Source organism: Yoonia sp. (assembly GCF_965660735.1).
Lineage (GTDB): Bacteria > Pseudomonadota > Alphaproteobacteria > Rhodobacterales > Rhodobacteraceae > Yoonia.
Genome location: NZ_CBFIBD010000030.1, coordinates 1 through 14284, shown reverse-complemented (window position 1 = coordinate 14284; position 14284 = coordinate 1). Strand labels below are relative to the sequence as shown.

Annotated in this window: 21 protein-coding genes; all 21 read right to left on the bottom strand. The window is 62.6% G+C overall.

Annotation, left to right across the window (positions count from 1 at the left end; translation table 11 throughout):
- Nucleotides 1-26 precede the first annotated feature (26 nt).
- Nucleotides 27-458 carry a peptidase gene (locus tag ACTG4B_RS11440; RefSeq protein WP_439155836.1) on the bottom strand — a complete coding sequence of 144 codons (432 nt, stop codon included), beginning with the start codon at nucleotides 456-458 and terminating at the stop codon, nucleotides 27-29.
- Nucleotides 455-1336, bottom strand: a complete 882-nt coding sequence (locus ACTG4B_RS11435; protein ID WP_439155835.1) for a DUF2163 domain-containing protein — start codon at nucleotides 1334-1336, stop codon at nucleotides 455-457. Before ACTG4B_RS11435 ends, ACTG4B_RS11440 begins: the two co-directional genes overlap by 4 nt.
- The gene (locus tag ACTG4B_RS11430; RefSeq protein ID WP_439155834.1) at nucleotides 1333-1965 is read right to left on the bottom strand and encodes a phage distal tail protein, Rcc01695 family; all 633 of its coding nucleotides are present in this window, start codon (nucleotides 1963-1965) and stop codon (nucleotides 1333-1335) included. The genes ACTG4B_RS11435 and ACTG4B_RS11430 overlap by 4 nt, the downstream gene beginning before the upstream one ends.
- Nucleotides 1966-1978: 13 nt before the next feature.
- The gene (locus ACTG4B_RS11425) at nucleotides 1979-2638 is read right to left on the bottom strand and encodes a phage tail tape measure protein (protein WP_439155855.1); all 660 of its coding nucleotides are present in this window, start codon (nucleotides 2636-2638) and stop codon (nucleotides 1979-1981) included.
- Entirely contained in the window at nucleotides 2631-2825 is a 195-nt protein-coding gene (locus ACTG4B_RS11420; RefSeq protein ID WP_439155833.1) for a rcc01693 family protein, read from the bottom strand. Before ACTG4B_RS11420 ends, ACTG4B_RS11425 begins: the two co-directional genes overlap by 8 nt.
- Nucleotides 2826-2830: 5 nt before the next feature.
- Complete coding sequence (locus ACTG4B_RS11415) at nucleotides 2831-3145, bottom strand: gene transfer agent family protein (protein ID WP_439155832.1); 315 nt, start codon at nucleotides 3143-3145, stop codon at nucleotides 2831-2833.
- Nucleotides 3145-3561 carry a phage major tail protein, TP901-1 family gene (locus ACTG4B_RS11410; RefSeq protein ID WP_439155831.1) on the bottom strand — a complete coding sequence of 139 codons (417 nt, stop codon included), beginning with the start codon at nucleotides 3559-3561 and terminating at the stop codon, nucleotides 3145-3147. Before ACTG4B_RS11410 ends, ACTG4B_RS11415 begins: the two co-directional genes overlap by 1 nt.
- An 18-nt stretch (nucleotides 3562-3579) precedes the next feature.
- On the bottom strand, nucleotides 3580-3993 hold the full coding sequence (locus ACTG4B_RS11405) for a DUF3168 domain-containing protein (RefSeq protein WP_439155830.1): 414 nt from the start codon (nucleotides 3991-3993) through the stop codon (nucleotides 3580-3582).
- A complete protein-coding gene (locus ACTG4B_RS11400) occupies nucleotides 3990-4328 on the bottom strand; it encodes a head-tail adaptor protein (RefSeq protein ID WP_439155829.1) in 339 nt (112 codons plus the stop codon). The genes ACTG4B_RS11405 and ACTG4B_RS11400 overlap by 4 nt, the downstream gene beginning before the upstream one ends.
- Nucleotides 4325-4924: a head-tail connector protein gene (locus tag ACTG4B_RS11395; RefSeq protein ID WP_439155828.1), complete on the bottom strand. Its 600-nt coding sequence runs from the start codon at nucleotides 4922-4924 to the stop codon at nucleotides 4325-4327. Before ACTG4B_RS11395 ends, ACTG4B_RS11400 begins: the two co-directional genes overlap by 4 nt.
- 174 nt (nucleotides 4925-5098) lie before the next feature.
- On the bottom strand, nucleotides 5099-6280 hold the full coding sequence (locus tag ACTG4B_RS11390; protein WP_439155827.1) for a phage major capsid protein: 1182 nt from the start codon (nucleotides 6278-6280) through the stop codon (nucleotides 5099-5101).
- Nucleotides 6281-6313: 33 nt separating this feature from the next.
- Nucleotides 6314-6844, bottom strand: coding sequence for an HK97 family phage prohead protease (locus ACTG4B_RS11385; protein WP_439155826.1), 531 nt, complete (start codon nucleotides 6842-6844; stop codon nucleotides 6314-6316).
- Nucleotides 6841-7053: a hypothetical protein gene (locus ACTG4B_RS11380; RefSeq protein ID WP_439155825.1), complete on the bottom strand. Its 213-nt coding sequence runs from the start codon at nucleotides 7051-7053 to the stop codon at nucleotides 6841-6843. The genes ACTG4B_RS11385 and ACTG4B_RS11380 overlap by 4 nt, the downstream gene beginning before the upstream one ends.
- Nucleotides 7043-8218: a phage portal protein gene (locus ACTG4B_RS11375; protein ID WP_439155824.1), complete on the bottom strand. Its 1176-nt coding sequence runs from the start codon at nucleotides 8216-8218 to the stop codon at nucleotides 7043-7045. Before ACTG4B_RS11375 ends, ACTG4B_RS11380 begins: the two co-directional genes overlap by 11 nt.
- 115 nt (nucleotides 8219-8333) lie before the next feature.
- Nucleotides 8334-9722: a DNA-packaging protein gene (locus ACTG4B_RS11370; RefSeq protein ID WP_439155854.1), complete on the bottom strand. Its 1389-nt coding sequence runs from the start codon at nucleotides 9720-9722 to the stop codon at nucleotides 8334-8336.
- Nucleotides 9604-9951, bottom strand: a complete 348-nt coding sequence (locus ACTG4B_RS11365; RefSeq protein ID WP_439155823.1) for a hypothetical protein — start codon at nucleotides 9949-9951, stop codon at nucleotides 9604-9606. The genes ACTG4B_RS11370 and ACTG4B_RS11365 overlap by 119 nt, the downstream gene beginning before the upstream one ends.
- 178 nt (nucleotides 9952-10129) lie before the next feature.
- Nucleotides 10130-11281, bottom strand: a complete 1152-nt coding sequence (mltG, locus tag ACTG4B_RS11360; RefSeq protein WP_439155822.1) for an endolytic transglycosylase MltG — start codon at nucleotides 11279-11281, stop codon at nucleotides 10130-10132.
- A complete protein-coding gene (gene fabF / locus ACTG4B_RS11355; protein WP_439155821.1) occupies nucleotides 11281-12540 on the bottom strand; it encodes a beta-ketoacyl-ACP synthase II in 1260 nt (419 codons plus the stop codon). Before fabF ends, mltG begins: the two co-directional genes overlap by 1 nt.
- Before the next feature lie 172 nt (nucleotides 12541-12712).
- The gene (locus tag ACTG4B_RS11350; protein WP_045996352.1) at nucleotides 12713-12946 is read right to left on the bottom strand and encodes an acyl carrier protein; all 234 of its coding nucleotides are present in this window, start codon (nucleotides 12944-12946) and stop codon (nucleotides 12713-12715) included.
- A 167-nt stretch (nucleotides 12947-13113) separates the two neighbouring features.
- Nucleotides 13114-13851, bottom strand: coding sequence for a 3-oxoacyl-[acyl-carrier-protein] reductase (fabG, locus tag ACTG4B_RS11345; protein WP_439155820.1), 738 nt, complete (start codon nucleotides 13849-13851; stop codon nucleotides 13114-13116).
- A gap of 21 nt (nucleotides 13852-13872) precedes the next feature.
- Nucleotides 13873-14284, bottom strand: a 412-nt coding sequence (locus ACTG4B_RS11340; protein WP_439155819.1) for an ACP S-malonyltransferase, incomplete at its 5' end; no start/stop codon positions are given.

Here is a 14284-nt window from a genome sequence, read left to right as displayed (position 1 = left end):
AAAGAACGATTGTCGCCATGAGAGACCTACCTTTCGGAAAATGCAAAACACGCCGTGATCCGGCGCCGCCACGGGGCCGACAGTGGGCTTTCGACCACACCGTGCCCCGCGTATGCATGAATGAATGTGGGTGCCGCGCCGCAGCGCGCGACGATGCCCAGATGTTTGGCCACGGCCCCCGCCCGCATCCGGAACAGAATGATCTGGCCCGGTGCGATGTCCGCCAGCGGCACGCGGCGCAAATGCCGTGATGCCGCGCGCAACAGCACCTCGTCCCCCTGCGGTTCTGACCAGTCCGGGGTGTAGGCCGGAACCTGTTCCGGCTCGTCCCCGTGCAATTCGCGCCAGATCCCGCGCACTAGCCCAAGGCAATCGCAGCCCACCCCCCGGACCGAGGCCTGGTGCAGATAGGGTGTGCCGATCCAGCCACGGGCCGCGCGCGCGAACTCTGCGGTCATCGCGTCCGGCTTTCGCCGGTATTCTGCCCGTCGGATCGCGGCACCGCCGTCAGCCAGTCTTCGCCCGGAATATGCGGAAAGCCCTGAAAATTGATCAGATTGGCGAATTTCACGGCACATGTGCCGGCCCGCCGGTCGCAGCCCGCAATCAGGCGGACCTGGTCACCCGCAGCCACGGCCCCCCTGATCGGCTGCCACAGCGTGATTGCGCGCGCATCCGCGCTGATCCGGTCATGTTTGATAACTTCGCGCAGGCCGGTGGCGGCGCCGGTCAGCACCTCCAGGAAACCGCCTTCGCACCACCGGTCATTGAAACCTGTGACAGCGGTGAACCGGAACTGCTGGCCCTGCGCGACCGCATCCACCACAAGCGTGACGGAAAAGGCCGGATCAGCCAGATCGACACCACACCGCCCCTCACCCAGAACCGCACTGCACGTCGTCATATAGGACCGGCCCTGCGGCTGGTTCAGCGGCTCGGTCAGCCCGCGCAGATCCGCCTGAAAGCCACCTGCCGCACGGGTTATTTCACCGATCGTGCCGACAAACCGCAACTGCCGCGCGGCCGGATCATCCCATTGCACCAGCCATGTCGCAACCTCGGCCCCGTCATAGCGGCCTGCGGTGATGTCTGCTTCGGTGATGGCCGCAGCCGACAGCGCGCCGATGGCTTCGGAATTGTTCACCGATAGCCCCGTGGTGCTGGACAGCGCGCGTGCGCTCAGGCCTGTTTCGGGCTGAAACGTGATGCCATCAAAGACGATCGGCCGGTCATGGTCCGTAAACCCCAGCACCCGCCCGTCACGGCGGGTCACGGCCCAGCAATGACAGACATGTGTCGCGCCCGTCGCCAGATGCGCCTGTAGTGCGGCGCTCATACCCGGATCTCCACGATGGGCACATTCGGCGCCTCGCCTGCCTGAAAGCCGGACACCGACGTCATGATCGCATCGGTGTCAAACCGCACCGGCACGTCGAATATGTAACCCGCGCGCACCTCGGCCCCCAGATCGGGGGGATGGATGAAACTGACCGATCCGGTCGTCACATCAACGGTATAATCGATACCCTCCTGCAATGGATCCCCCCCCACCGCGATACGGACCGACCCCGCAACCGGCTTGGCGATCGGGCGCGTGTAGCTTTGGTCGCCCGACCGATAGGTCTTGGTCAGCGGCATCACCTGTGTGACCTCGTCACCCACCGCGATCAGCTGGTCCAGCGCCGACACCTCTTGCGAGGGGGGGCAGGATTTGTAATCGCTCCAATCCTTCCAGCGAAAGCCGGCCAACTGGCCCTGTCGCGCCTCAAAGAACGCGATTACGGTTTCCAGATCATCCAGCGACCGCATCCCCAGCCCCGCGTCATAGCGGCGGCGGGCATGTGCCCATGGTGTGTTGCGCTCCTCGAACCCGTTGGCCAGCGTGACGATCTCGGTCCGGCGCTCTGGCCCGCCGACAGCACCAAAGCTCAGCGATGTGGGAAATCTGATTTCGTGAAATGCCATCTGCTGGCCCCCTTTAGCGATTACGTTGGCTGCGGCCCAGGGCGCGGGCCACCTGCGTGGCGATCTGGCCCTGGCTGCGCTGGAACCCCTGCACATCAGGCGTCGTGATGTTCATGGTGACACTCACCCCGCCGCCGCCCTGCCCGCGCACGCCCAGACGCCCGTCGGCGCCGCGCGCCAGCGGCATGATCGCCTCTGGTCCGGCCTCGCCCATCAGGCCAGTGCCGCCGCGCATCGGAATTGTCGTCGGCCCGCCGACGACGCCACCCTTGGCGAACGGCATCACGCGGCCTTGGGAAAACGGCGCGCCGTCGGCATAGGGCATCAGGCCGGACACGGCCGCGTTCAGGCCGCTGGCCAGCATGCCGCCCATATGATTGGTAATCGGGTTGATCGCGGCGGAATACGCCGTGTCGATCATCGACTGCGCCAGACCGCCCAGCGCATCGGACAGTTTCACACCGTCCAGCACCAACCCATCGAACGCCCGGCGCAACCCGCGCGAAAACCCCCGTTCCAGATTGCCCAGATCGCGGGTGGTTTCGCCCAATGTGCCCTGCATCCCGCGCAACTGCCCGTCAAAGGCCGCGGTCATCGCCGCCGTATCCCCCAAGGTGCGTTCCAGCGCGCTGATATCGCTGTCCAGCGCATCCAGCTTGTCAAAGTCATCCATCATTCATGTCCTTTGGTGTGTCGGGAAAGGCACGCAGCAAGTCATCGAGCCGGGCACGCCCCATGGGCATGTGCGCCTGCGACAGGCCCAGCATCAGTTGCAACTCGGACGGGGTCAGCGCCCAGAAATCGCGGGGGTGCAGCCGTAGCCCATGCAGCCCCGCACGCATCAGTCCTGGCCAGTCCATCCCGGTCATGCCGGGGTTTCAAAGGCGCGCGCCAGCAGCGTCGCCGCCAGCTTTGCCGCCCCGACAGGCCCGCCCGCGATCTCGGCGGTGATCAGATCGGACGATTGCCCGGTCCAGCCGCCGCCACGCAAGCCCGCCACGATCACCGCCATTACGTCGCGGCCCGAAAACGCGCCCCCTTCGAAACGGCGGATCAGGTCTATCAGGGTGCCGGTGCCAAGAGCGGATTCCAGTTCGGCCAGCGCCCCCAGCGTCAGCTTGCAGACATGCGCCTGCCCGTCGATCATTACCGCCACCTCGCCTGCCCAGGGGTTCGCCATCAGATCAGCGCCGTGAAGGTCAGCGCCCCGGCGGATGCCAGCGACAGCTCATACGTCGCCTCGCCGTCGTGATTGCCGGCATATTCGACGGATGTGATCTGGAACGGTCCCTGCACGGTGCCGAAATCGGGGATGATGACCTGAAAATCCGGCGTGTCGCCGTCAAAGAAAATCTGACGCGCCCGTTCGTCTGTCGCCGCGTCCTTGAACACGCCAGAGCCAGAGATTGACGCGGTTTTCACGCCCGCCCCCCCCAGCAGTTCGCGCCATCCGCTCGTGCTGTCAAGGCTGGTCACATCCACGCTTTCGGCGTTAAAGCTGATCCGCGTCGCCCGCAAACCTGCGGCAGTTTCAAAAAGTCCATTGCCTGTCATGTCGATCTTGACCAACAGGTCCTTGCCGTTCTGGGCTGTCATTGCCACTACTCCTCTGGATTAAGCATCATCCGCGACACGGGCGCGGAAAATCAGGTTGATCTGGCGCATGTCGCCGGTGCCCACGCGGGCGGCCTTTGCCTTGTAGAAATTCAGCGACACCAGCGTGCCGCGCGTCAGGGTCAGGGGTGCATCGATCAGCGCGTCGGACACCGCCGCCGCCAGATTTTTGGCGCTGGAAAATCCGGCACTTTCCGTCACGATGCTGACCGTGAATTCATGCAATGCACCCCCGCCGGTCTTGTCGGATGCATCGCGCACATCCTCGGCCCCCAGCACGATGTAAAGCGCAGGCAGCGTGCCACCGGGCAGCGCATCATAGATCGCCGACCCGACCAGAACGGTGACGCCTGAATTATTGAAAAGTTCTTGAAAAACAGCCGCCTGCAAGGCGGAAGACACAGCATAGCTCATGACGCGGTTTCCTCTGTCGCAAAGCAGGTCAGATAGCGGGCGCGGCTGTCACTTTCGGCGACGGCATTGATCTGGAATACGCGGCTACCTTCGCGAAACCGCTGACCCGCAACAGGCCGCGATGCAGCACCATGGGGTGCGGCGCGCACTGTAATCCGGTATGGGACGCGCGATACTGTGGCTGCAAAGGCCGCCGCCTCGCGCCCCATGCCCGCCTTGATCTCGGCCCAAAGCACGCCGCGCACCTGCCAGTCGCGAATATAGCCACCGGCGCCGTCACCCGCGCGCAAAGGCGCCTCCAGCACCAGCGCCCGGTTCAGATGCGGGGCCCTCATGATTGGCCCCCCATGAACAGGCGCACGGCGCGATACCGTTCGACCAGGGCGGTGACGCCAAAGGGCATCGCAGGTGTGCCCCGGCTGACATCATGGCGGTATTCGTAAAAATGCGCGGCCAGCAGCATCACCGCTTGGGCCAGATCGGCGGGCAGATCATCCCACTCTGGCCCAAAGCCGGCCAGCAACCCGATCTGCACCGCGCCATATGCGGGGATGGCAGGCAAGCAGGCCCCTGTTGCCGTCAAACCGGGGCGCTGGCTGTCCGGTTCCAGAACCCAGGCGTCAGGACCGGTCAGAGTTTCATTCCCGTCCCGATCCACCAGTGTCACCCCGATGATCGCGCCAACCGGTGCCACGGGCAGCGGCTGGCGGTGGCTATCGCGCCATCTGGTCAGGGTCCATTCAAATTCCCGCGCAATCAGGATCTTGCCAGTCCGCGCCTCGATCGCGGCCATCGCAGCCCGCAGGTAGGTTTCCAGCACCGGGTCTTGCGCATTGTCATCGGCAAACCCCGAACCAAGGCGCATGTGGTCTTTGAATTCTGCGACCGGCAGCGCCGATTGCGGCACGGTGGTCTTTTCGATTAACATCATGGAATTACTCCGCAAATCACTGATCTTATTGGCGGCGGGGCCAATCGGCCCGGGCACGCGCCCGCCCTGCATTCCTCGGACGGAAGGGAGCAGCTAGACAATGCAGGGCTGCATCGCGCGCGCCCGGGTGACGGGGACCATCCAGGATAGAACGGCCCCCTTCACGCCAGCGCCTTAGCTGGTCGCGAACTTGAGCAGCTTGACCGCGGCAAAATCGCTGACGGCACCGCCGACGCGCTTGGTGGCATAGAACAGCACATGCGGCTTGGCCGAGAACGGATCACGCAACACGCGCAGGTCGGGGCGTTCGGCCACGGTATAGCCGGCACCAAAGTCACCGAATGCAATCGCTGTGGCACCGGCGGCGATGTCGGGCATGTCCTCGGCGATCAGCACCGGATAGCCCATCAGACGCGCAGGTTCACCGGCGGCCAGACCATCGGACCACAGGAAACGACCATCGTTGTCTTTCAGCTTGCGAATGGTGCCCGCGGTTTTCGAATTCATCACGAACGTGCCGTTCGCATGGTATTCCGCCCCCAGCGCATAGACCAGATCGACAATCGGATCGCCGCCCGGAATCCCACCCGTTTCACCCGTTACCACATACCCGATGTTGCCCCATTCCCAGATCACGTTATCCACGGTCGGATAGGTCAGCAGCCCCTTAGGCTTGTCCACGCCGTCACCGGCAATGAACGCCCCTGCCTCGGACCGGGCGAATTTGTCGGCGATGCGCCCGGCCAGCCAGCCTTCGATGTCAAAGGCGCTGTCATCCAGCAGACGCTGCGATGCCTTGGGAAGCGCCGACAATTCGTGCAGCGGAATGGTGATGCGGTCGATCTGCGGGGTGGCGGTTTCCGCAATGCCGCCGGTTTCGGTCGCCCAGCCTGCGCCCATCTCGGTGTGATCGACCAGCACGTCGTAAGATGTCGCATCGACACTCACCACATTGGCAATCGCCCGGATAGATGCGGTGGACGACAGCGTGCCCTTGATTGTATCCGCCGTCTGCGGGTCCACCAGATAACCACCGTCGGCGGCAATCGTGGTGCCCATCGCCTTGCCGTCCAGTTCCAGCCCGCGCAAGCCGTCGTCATCACCCGAGCGCAGATAGGCGGCAAAGGCCTTTTGATGCGGCGCATCCTGTGTCGCAGCCATCGCCAAAGGGGCGCGCGCAGTCATCATCGTCTTACGGTCCAGCTTGTTCATCCGGTTGTCCTGTTCTTGAAGTTTGGCATTCATGCCGTTGGAAAAGTCTTTGAAATCGCTCATGAATCCGGCAATCGCCGTTTTCAGTTCATGTGCCGGAGACAAATCTTCCCCGGCCCGAGAAACGCTCTCAGTCTTGCTCATCAATCAATCCTTTGATCGTGGTTTCTGGCGGGGTCAGCCCCGCACCATCAACTGGCGCGCATCCTGAAATGCCTCTGCCAGGTCACGCATTATGGCCGCTGCCGGGTCATCGCCCTTGGCCGCCACACGCGCATCGGAAAGCATGGGAAAGGTCACCAGCGACACCTCCCACAGCTCCAGTTCCGACAAAAGGCGTCCGCCCTTGTCGTCCTTGCGGGCCTTCACGGTGCGGTATCCGATCGACAAACCGTCAATCGCCCCCGCCCCGATCAGCGACGCCGCCTCGCGGCCGCGGGCCACATCGGTCAGCAACCGGCCCTTGACCCACAGACCGCGCGCATCCTCGCGGACCTCGTCCCAGACGCCGATGGGCTGGGTGGGATCATGCTGCCACAGCAACTTGATCTTGCGCCCCCTGGCCAGCGATGCGGCATAGGCGCCGGTTTCAACCGTGTCACCGCCCTGATCGGCCTTACCAAACAATGACGCATATCCCGAAATGACAGATCCGTCCGTGACGGTCACATCGCCAGCCAAAGGGCAGAATTTATGTTCCAGACTCATTGGGGTCCCCCGCTTAATGCTTTCACAATCTCAAAAATCAGCAGGCCCGCGCAGCCACAGACAATGATCCAGATCTGCCATTCCAGCCGCGACACCATGAATTCGATCCGGCCCAGCCGCACATCGACCTGCGCGAACCAGAAATCCGACACCGGCGGCGGCACATCCTTGCGCGGCTTGCCCGTCAGATCGACGATCTTACTGTCCATTGCCAACCTCCAGCGCGGGCAACCCCAAAAGCGCGCGTTTTTCCCCATCCGTCAGGAACGCGGCATCGCTGACCCGGCGCCACTGCGCATCGCGTTCGACTGACAGCGCCGCAATCTGGTCCAGATCAGGGCGCAGCTCGATCCGTTCGCCGGAAAAATCCGACAGCCAGTCGGCAATCGCGCTGGTCACACGGGTTGCCAAGGGCAAAACCGTCAAACGATAGAACGCGCGGTTGGCTTCCTGATAATTGGCATAGGTCGCATCACCCGGTATCCCCAGCAGCATCGGCGGAACGCCAAAGGCAATCGCGATCTCGCGTGCGGCGGCCTCTTTCGTTTTCTGGAACTCCATGTCGGACGGTGAAAAGCCCATCGGCTTCCAATCTAGCCCCCCTTCCAGCAGCATCGGGCGACCGGCGTTGCGCGCACCCTGATGCTGGGTCTCCATCTCGCTCAGCAGGCGGTCATATTGATCCGCCGACAGCGATGCTTGTCCGTCCGCCCCGCGATAGACAATTGCCCCCGATGGCCGTGCTGCATTATCCAACAGCGCCTTGGACCAGCGCGAGGCCGCATTATGCACGTCAATCGCACCCGCCGCGGCCTGCAAGGCCGAAAACCCGTAATGATCGTCCTGTGGGTGAAAGCTCTTGATATGGCAGATCGGGCTTTGCCCTTCGGTGACGGCAAACCGATGCTTGCGCCCATTGACATTGTATTCATACCCCGCAGGCCAGCCATCCGCCCCCGGCACGACCGACATCCGATCAGACCGCAGCACATGCATTTCCACAGGCAGCGCATCGTCGGCAACCGCCTCCAGATAGCCGTTGCCGGTCAGCAGAACCTGCCCGAACAACGCCTCAAGCAGTTCAGCGCGCCCCTGTGCCGCATTGGGCCGCGCCAGCAACGCCTGCACAGGGTGCGTGTCATAGCGGCGCTGCGCGTCCTGCACGACCAGCGGCATCGCCGCCGCCGCCTCTGCGATCATCTTGACCGCGCGATAGCCGATGGGGTTGCCGGTGAATCCAGCGCGGGTCAGCGACACGACATCTCGCGGGCTCCAGGCCACGCGACCGGCACCTTGCATCGCCAACACACGCCCCGTAGCCGAGGCCTTGACCTCGGGGGCATCTGACTTGGCACGGGCGAAAAATTCAAACATTCAAAACTCCTTGGTGCCGGTCGGTGGTGACCGTCTGCGATCCACGAAAAACAATTTGCCTGACAAAGATTACAAAGATGACAGGGGGGCGCACGCACCCCCCTGCAACACCCCATTATAGTGTGCGGATACTGGGGTTGCGCCATGTCGCCGCCGGTTCGATCAACAGATCATGCAGCGCCCAGACAAGCGCATCGACACGGTCGGGCGACCCGCGCCCCGCGAAACCTGCGGTCGTCATCTGGCACATCTGGTCCTCCAGCGCGCCAAGGCCGCGGGCATGGCCCACCCGCCCCTGTTCATAGAGCGCCGCCACAGGTTCCGCACGCGCCACCTTGCCCCGCGACGCATGCACTGACCGGTAGGACACCAGCGGATCGATCTGGCGTATGACCGCCTCGACCATATCACCGCCCTGGTTGACCTCGGCGACCAGCCGGTCGGCGCCGTGGCGCTGCATCGCTGCAATCGCGGCGCGCGCCCAGTCGGTCGGGCGGGCGGCACCGATGCTGGCATCCTCCAGCACATGGGCGCGCCAGCTCTGCACCGGGCCGTCCACGCAGACCCCCGCGACGATAATCCCGCAAGCGTCCGACCCGGCATGTGACGACCCCGGCGGGTCGATCGCCACCACAATGCGCGTCAGGTCAGGCGGGCTTTCCACCTGGCAGGCCAGCAGCTGTTCCACCCCCCACAGCGCACCATCCACGTCTGTCAGCAACGCACCGTCGATTTCCTGCCGGCCCAGCGACGTGCCTGCATAACGCGCTGCGATTTCCGACAGGAAACTGGCCGCCAGATTGGCGCGGTTCGCCTGCGTCGGCGCATGGGTCATCACCGTGCTGTCGCGGTCCAGCAAATCGCGCAGCAGCGTGATGCGCCGCGGTGTGGTGGTCACACAGACGCGCGGGCGGTCGCCCAGCCGCAGACCGAATTGCAGCATGTCCCAAGTGGCATCGGCCTTGCGCCATTTCGCCAGTTCATCAACCCAGGCCGCATCGAATTGCGGGCCGCGCAGGCTTTCGGGATCATGGGCGGAAAACAGCTGCGCCTGCGCGCCATTGGGCCAGATCAGCATCCGCCGCCCCGGCACCCATGCCGGGCGCTGGCCGGGCGGGCTGATCGCCATGATCCCGCTATCGCCGAACACCATGACCTCGCGCGCCTGATCAATCGTCTCGGCCACCAATGCAACCCGCCGCGCCCCACCTGGCAAAAGGCGCCGGCGGCCTTCGACCATGGCACGCACCCATTCTGCACCGGCACGGGTTTTTCCCGCACCACGCCCGCCCAGAATGACCCATGTGCGCCAATCGCCATCCGGGGGCCGTTGATGCGGCAAGGCCCAGAAATCGAACAGATACGGCAAGGCGGCAAGCTGCACATCACTCAGCCCCGCCAGAAAGCGGTCCTGCGTCCTGCGCGGCGCGGATGCGATCAAGCTGGCCCCGGATGTCAGCGCGGATTGTCTCCATGTCGATTGTGTCGGCGCCGCCGACTGCATCTTGCTGGGCATGAAATGCCTCCTCTGCCGCAAGCACCTTCAGATGCGCGGATTGCAACTCGCTCAATTTTGCGATGATGGTTTTGGGGGTCCGGGCATCGGGCACGCCGATGCCGTCGATCATCTGCGCAAGGATCTGCCGGATACTGACGAAAAGACCGGAAATTTCCGCCACACGGGCCGCCGCATCGCCATGGCAATGCGCACCCGTTTCGTTCATTTCATTCATGATGGTCTGACCTGTAAGGGGCTTCCGTTACAGTCGAGCGATCTGTGGTGCAGCAAGCACCAGCCAACCGTCTAGCCCGATCAGACTAGCGTCATCACACCCCAAATGTCAAATGCAGGCGGCACGCCATGCGCGCGGGTGCTTTTATTTTTATTAACGTTTTACAGCACGTTACACGTCACTGCGCACGTTCCGCCTCAACCTCGCGCCAGCGGGCGACGTTGCGGTTGTGATCATCCAGATTGGTGGCAAACGCATGCCCTCCACTGCCATCAGCCACGAAAAAGATGTAGTCCGTGCTGTCCGGATTCAACGCCGCTTCGATACTGGCACGGCCGGGATTCGCAATCGGTGTCGGGGGCAGGCCGGGGATGACGTAGGTGTTCCATGGGGTTTGTCCACGCAATTCGCTTTGGCGCAGCCCGCGGCCCAGAACCCCCTCGCCCTGTGTGATTCCGTAAATTACGGTCGGGTCAGTCTGCAAACGCATCCCGCGGTTCAGACGGTTGACAAAAACGCTCGCGACCTCGCCCCGCTCGGACGGCACGCCGGTTTCCTTTTCAACGATACTGGCCAGGATCAGCGCCTCTTGCGGCGTCGTGATCGGCAGGTCATCGGCGCGATTTTCCCACGCTTCGGCCAAAATAGCGGTTTGCCGGTCCTGCATCCGGGCCAATACATCCGAGACGCGCTCGCCGCTGTGGATGTCATAGCTGTCGGGCGCAAGCGTTCCCTCGGCTGGTATTTCGTTCACATTGGCCTCCAGCACGTCAAACCCGCCAAGCGCGTTCAGAACCTGCCAACTCGTCACACCCTCGGCAAGCGTCACGCGATAGGTCGTATCGGTCGCCGCGCGCACAGTGCCATAGGCATCGGGGATATTTTCTTCCTTTGGATCAAACCGGACCAATTCCTCGTAATCATTGCTGACGGGGTTCAGTTCCCGCACCTGAATGTCAGCCGCGTTGATACCGATCCGATAGATCACCTCGGTGCCGCAGGTGTTGCGGCCACCCCGGGTCACGATATCGACGATTTCCTGCATCGACGCGGCTTCGGGCACCCGAAAACTTCCTGCTTTCAGCAGGCTGGATTTCTCTTGGTAGTCGGCACCGATCCGAAAAATCGCAGGTGAGCTGACCGCCCCTTTTTCAGCAAGCTGCGCTGCTACTGCGGACATGTTCGATCCACCCTGAACGCGCAGACACATGGCCTGTGCCAGGGGGCCCGGATCACGATATTGCTTGGCGCCCCAGCTGATCGCACCCACCATCAGAAACAGGGCGACAATCAGAAAGGTCAGCGTATTGGCCGCAATGTGTCGCCACATCAGCTGACTTTCCCAAAGACCACGCTGGCGTTGGTGCCGCCAAAGCCAAAGGAATTGGACAGCGCCACATCAATCTTGCAAGGCCGCTTTTCGTTGGCGCACAGATCGACGACGGTTTCCACCGCAGGATTGTCCAGATTTATCGTTGGCGGGGCAACTTGATCGCGGATCGCCAGAATGCTGAAAATCGCCTCGATCGCGCCGGCAGCGCCCAGCAAATGCCCGGTTGCCGATTTCGTCGATGACATCGTCAGGTTGCCCGCTGCATCGCCCATCAGCCGTTCCACCGCCGACAGTTCGATCGTATCGGCCATGGTCGAGGTGCCATGGGCATTCACATAATCAATCTGCGCCGGTTCAATCCCGGCATTCCGGCAAGCCGCACGCATCGCGCGTTCGGCACCTTCATGATCCGGCGGCGGGGCGGTGATGTGATAGGCGTCACCACTCAACCCATAGCCCAGAACCTCGGCATATATTTTCGCACCGCGCGCCTTGGCATGTTCGTATTCCTCAAGCACGACAATTCCCGCACCTTCGCCCATGACAAAACCGTCACGGTCCACATCCCACGGGCGGCTCGCCTTTTGCGGGTCGTCATTGTGCTTGGTGCTCAGCGCCTTGCAGGCATTGAAACCGGCGATCCCGATCTTGCAGATCGCAGCCTCGGCGCCGCCGGCGATCATGACCTCGGCGTCGCCATGCTGGATCAGGCGCGATGCGTCGCCAATGGCATGCGCCCCCGTCGAACAGGCCGTCACGACAGAATGGTTCGGCCCGCGAAAGCCATAGCGGATCGACACCTGCCCGGAAATCAGGTTGATCAGCGCGCCCGGCACAAAGAACGGCGAAACCCGGCGGGGGCCTTTTTCGTTCATCATGATGGCAGTGTTCGCGATGGAATTCAGCCCGCCAATGCCTGACCCGATCAAAACGCCGGTGCGTTCCTGATCTTCGCGGTCCGTTGGCATCCAGCCTGAATCTTCGACGGCTTGCTGTGCTGCGGCCATACCGAACAGGATAAAGGTATCGACTTTACGCTGTTCCTTTGGGTCCATGTAGGTGTCGGCAAGAAAAGTCCCGTCAGACCCGTCGCCAAGCGGCACTTCGCAGGCATAGGTCGTGCTCAGCCCGCTGGGATCGAACCCGGTAATCGGGCCCGCCCCGGACTTTCCGTCCAACAGACGTTCCCAAGATTTTTCCACACCATCCGCAAGGGGTGTGACCAGCCCCAAGCCCGTTACAACAACACGACGCATAATCTGCCCTCACATTTGGCGTATTTTCCCACCCTAGTAACGCAGTCGGATGCACCGGGGCAAGTGCGGGACACGCAATCACCCGGCAGAATACAGCCAGCGACCAAGGATCCCGCACACGAAAACGGCGCCCCAAGGGGGCGCCGCATTTCAAGCACGATCAGGCTATCGCTTATTGCGCGCCATTGATGAATTTGACCGCATCACCGAACGTCTGGATCGTTTCGGCTGCATCATCTGGGATTTCGATCCCGAATTCTTCTTCAAAAGCCATGACCAACTCGACGGTATCAAGGCTGTCAGCGCCCAGATCATCAATGAAGGACGCAGTTTCCGTCACTTTGTCTTCTTCAACACCAAGATGCTCTACAACGATCTTGCGTACGCGGTCAGCAACGTCGCTCATGTCAATTCCTCATTCTTTACGGGCAAAGGGCCCTGTTCTACTCAGGGCTTGTGCCCTCTTGGTTGCGCCCGAAACGGGCAACATGTCTGCCTTGCGACAAATCTGCGTGGCCTATAGCAGACAATTGCAGATAGGCAAACGGTTTTGGGCAGCGCCAATCACCGCCCTTACAGCATGGCCATCCCGCCATTCACATGCAAGGTCGTTCCTGTGACATAGGCCGCTTCGGGGCTGGAAAGATACAGCACCGCCGCCGCGATTTCCTCTGGGTCACCCATGCGACCTGCGGGCACCTGCGCCAGAATGGCCGATTTCTGGTCATCGGTCAGCTTTTCGGTCATCGCCGTGGTGATGAAACCCGGCGCGACGCAATTCACGGTAATGCCCCGGCTGGCGACCTCATAGGCGATCGATTTCGACATGCCGACCATGCCGGCTTTGGACGCGGCATAATTGGCCTGCCCCGGATTTCCCGTCGCCCCGACAACGGACGAGATATTCACGATCCGCCCCCAGCGGGATTTCATCATGCCCCGGATCACGCCCTTGCACAGCCGCATCGTCGCGGTCAGGTTCACGTCCAGCACGCTGGACCATTCGTCATCAGACATACGCATGAAAATATTGTCGCGCGTGATGCCCGCATTATTGACCAGAACATCAACTGATCCCATCGCATCGGCCGCCTGTTTGGGTAGCGCGTTCACGGCCTCGGCATCGCTCAGGTTACATGGCAGCACATGGGTACGCGCGCCCAACTGCGCGGCCAGTGCATTCAACGGATCCACCCGCGTGCCGGACAGCGCCACCGTCGCCCCGGCACTGTGCAAGGCTGCCGCAATGGCGCCGCCAATTCCACCGGACGCGCCGGTAATCAGAACATTCTTTCCATTCAAATCAAACATATGCCTGCCTTTACTTATGTATTACGTGTGGATAGCGGCCGCCATGGCAGCCACATCTTCGGGTGTGCTGACCGCCGTCGCCGTCAGCCCCCGGTCAATCCGCTTGACCATGCCCGAAAGCGCCTTGCCCGCGCCGATCTCGAACACCTCTGTCACGCCTTGCGCGGCCATATAGGCTACGCTCTCGCGCCAGCGAACCGCACCTGTCACCTGATCGACCAGCAGCGCGCGGATTTCATCAGGGTCCGACACGGCGCGTGCCACCACATTGGCCACCACCGGCACCGCAGGTGCGGCGATGTCCACATCGCCCAGTGCGGCGGCCATCGCGCGTGCCGCGGGGGCCATCAGGCTGCAATGGAACGGTGCGCTGACCGGCAGGATCACGGCGCGTTTGGCGCCCTTGGTCTTGGCAATCTCGACCGCGCGTTCT

Bases quoted from the DNA above. Each gene is read 5' to 3' on its own strand.
- ACTG4B_RS11440 (WP_439155836.1), bottom strand. From the start codon at position 458: ATGACCGCAGAGTTCGCGCGCGCGGCCCGTGGCTGGATCGGCACACCC.
- ACTG4B_RS11435 (WP_439155835.1), bottom strand. From the start codon at position 1,336: ATGAGCGCCGCACTACAGGCGCATCTGGCGACGGGCGCGACACATGTC.
- ACTG4B_RS11430 (WP_439155834.1), bottom strand. From the start codon at position 1,965: ATGGCATTTCACGAAATCAGATTTCCCACATCGCTGAGCTTTGGTGCT.
- ACTG4B_RS11425 (WP_439155855.1), bottom strand. From the start codon at position 2,638: ATGGATGACTTTGACAAGCTGGATGCGCTGGACAGCGATATCAGCGCG.
- ACTG4B_RS11420 (WP_439155833.1), bottom strand. From the start codon at position 2,825: ATGGACTGGCCAGGACTGATGCGTGCGGGGCTGCATGGGCTACGGCTG.
- ACTG4B_RS11415 (WP_439155832.1), bottom strand. From the start codon at position 3,145: ATGGCGAACCCCTGGGCAGGCGAGGTGGCGGTAATGATCGACGGGCAG.
- ACTG4B_RS11410 (WP_439155831.1), bottom strand. From the start codon at position 3,561: ATGACAGCCCAGAACGGCAAGGACCTGTTGGTCAAGATCGACATGACA.
- ACTG4B_RS11405 (WP_439155830.1), bottom strand. From the start codon at position 3,993: ATGAGCTATGCTGTGTCTTCCGCCTTGCAGGCGGCTGTTTTTCAAGAA.
- ACTG4B_RS11400 (WP_439155829.1), bottom strand. From the start codon at position 4,328: ATGAGGGCCCCGCATCTGAACCGGGCGCTGGTGCTGGAGGCGCCTTTG.
- ACTG4B_RS11395 (WP_439155828.1), bottom strand. From the start codon at position 4,924: ATGATGTTAATCGAAAAGACCACCGTGCCGCAATCGGCGCTGCCGGTC.
- ACTG4B_RS11390 (WP_439155827.1), bottom strand. From the start codon at position 6,280: ATGAGCAAGACTGAGAGCGTTTCTCGGGCCGGGGAAGATTTGTCTCCG.
- ACTG4B_RS11385 (WP_439155826.1), bottom strand. From the start codon at position 6,844: ATGAGTCTGGAACATAAATTCTGCCCTTTGGCTGGCGATGTGACCGTC.
- ACTG4B_RS11380 (WP_439155825.1), bottom strand. From the start codon at position 7,053: ATGGACAGTAAGATCGTCGATCTGACGGGCAAGCCGCGCAAGGATGTG.
- ACTG4B_RS11375 (WP_439155824.1), bottom strand. From the start codon at position 8,218: ATGTTTGAATTTTTCGCCCGTGCCAAGTCAGATGCCCCCGAGGTCAAG.
- ACTG4B_RS11370 (WP_439155854.1), bottom strand. From the start codon at position 9,722: ATGCAGTCGGCGGCGCCGACACAATCGACATGGAGACAATCCGCGCTG.
- ACTG4B_RS11365 (WP_439155823.1), bottom strand. From the start codon at position 9,951: ATGAATGAAATGAACGAAACGGGTGCGCATTGCCATGGCGATGCGGCG.
- mltG (WP_439155822.1), bottom strand. From the start codon at position 11,281: ATGTGGCGACACATTGCGGCCAATACGCTGACCTTTCTGATTGTCGCC.
- fabF (WP_439155821.1), bottom strand. From the start codon at position 12,540: ATGCGTCGTGTTGTTGTAACGGGCTTGGGGCTGGTCACACCCCTTGCG.
- ACTG4B_RS11350 (WP_045996352.1), bottom strand. From the start codon at position 12,946: ATGAGCGACGTTGCTGACCGCGTACGCAAGATCGTTGTAGAGCATCTT.
- fabG (WP_439155820.1), bottom strand. From the start codon at position 13,851: ATGTTTGATTTGAATGGAAAGAATGTTCTGATTACCGGCGCGTCCGGT.